Consider the following 1,427-nt stretch of genomic DNA (forward strand, 5'->3'; position numbering starts at 1 on the left):
CTCCTGCGCCGCGGCGACATGTCGGTCACCGACGTGTGCTTCGCCGTGGGCTGCACCTCCCTGGGCACCTTCAGCACCCGCTTCACCGAACTGGTCGGTCTCAGCCCCAGCACCTACCGCGCCCAGGACCACGAAAGTGGCGCGCCCATCCCCGCGTGCCTGGCCAAGACCGGCACACGACCGATCAGGAAAAGAGAAGCCCGAACCGGCCCCCACTCCTAGCATCGAGTCCATGAACATCACACTCTCCACCTGCTTCATCGCCGTCGACGACCACGACAAGGCCCTGGCCTTCTACCGCGACGTCCTGGGACTCCAGGTGCGCAACGACGTCTCCTTCGAAGGGATGCGTTGGGTCACGGTCGGCTCTCCCGACCAACCTGACACCAGCATCGTGCTCGAACCACCCCTGGCCGACCCGGGCGCCTCCGAACAGGACCGGCTCGCCCTGGCCGAGCTCTTGGCCAAGGGGTTGCTGCGCGGGGTCATCTTCACCACCGACGACGTCGACGCCACCTTCGAACGCATCAGCTCCGCCGGCGGGGAGGTGCTGCAGGAGCCCATGGACCAGCCCTACGGGGTACGCGACTGTGCCTTCCGCGATCCGGCCGGCAACATGCTCCGCTTCAACCAGGCCGGTTAGCGGCGCCCCGGCTCCACCCCCCGGACACGGGGTGCGCAGCCACCGAACCCGAACCACGTATCAGAAGGTCAAGGGAGTGACGTCCTCATCCGGTGGATGGTGGAGCGTCCTTGATGGTCGCGGGTGGGCGCACGGGCCAGGCGGGCGCGTACTCCACCCCTTGTTCGGGTGGCAGCAACCGGTCGGTGCGCGTGTCCACGCACACCGACCGCACCAACTCGGCCCGCTCCAGGGGGTGGAACCGGCCGGCGTGCACCCACCAACCGCACAGGTGTTTGCGTGGAACGGGTCGCCCGTCGGGCCGAACGTGTCCGATGGCGGTGGTGAAGGTGCGCAGTAGTACCCCCACGCGTTCGTGACCGGACACCGCCCGTCGAAGTTCGGTGATCACGGTGGGGTCCTCGATCACCACGCGTGTGCTCAGGCGCCGCAATACGGTGCTCACCCTGGGGCGGATTCTGAGGGTGAGCAGGTGCAGATCGCCGGGGGCGGGGGCCAAAAGGGGAGCCAGGAAGGCCTGATGGTGGCACATAGGGGCAGTATGCGCCGCCGCGAGGCCTCCGATCGGATTATCCACAGGCCTACTTTTTCGGCCCGAGGAGGGGTCCGGGGCGAGGTTCACCTTTCCCCTCTTTGAAACGTTTGGTTTGTAACGTTACTCAATAACGTTACGCATCTATGGTAACGAAACAGATCTCCGGAAAGCCTCGAATCCTGACCCCCGATAAGTCAATGTTCTAGGAAGTCAGGGCCTCAGGGGCTCTCAGAGTCCACCCGCCACCCC

General features: G+C 65.9%; 3 protein-coding genes. 2 read left to right on the top strand and 1 reads right to left on the bottom strand.

What is annotated here, in order from left to right:
- Together ACWGKS_RS29935 and ACWGKS_RS29940 are read left to right on the top strand one after the other, a co-directional pair.
- Positions 1-222 (top strand): helix-turn-helix domain-containing protein (locus tag ACWGKS_RS29935; RefSeq protein WP_452525088.1); only part of this gene is annotated, 222 nt, incomplete at its 5' end.
- 10 nt (positions 223-232) lie between these two features.
- On the top strand, positions 233-643 hold the full coding sequence (locus tag ACWGKS_RS29940) for a VOC family protein (RefSeq protein ID WP_358505872.1): 411 nt from the start codon (positions 233-235) through the stop codon (positions 641-643).
- A gap of 85 nt (positions 644-728) precedes the next feature.
- Here the strand turns inward: ACWGKS_RS29940 and ACWGKS_RS29945 are convergent, their stop codons facing one another.
- Positions 729-1,175, bottom strand: coding sequence for a hypothetical protein (locus tag ACWGKS_RS29945; RefSeq protein ID WP_358505875.1), 447 nt, complete (start codon positions 1,173-1,175; stop codon positions 729-731).
- Positions 1,176-1,427: the final 252 nt, after the last annotated feature.

The organism is Nocardiopsis sp. NPDC055879, assembly GCF_053615935.1.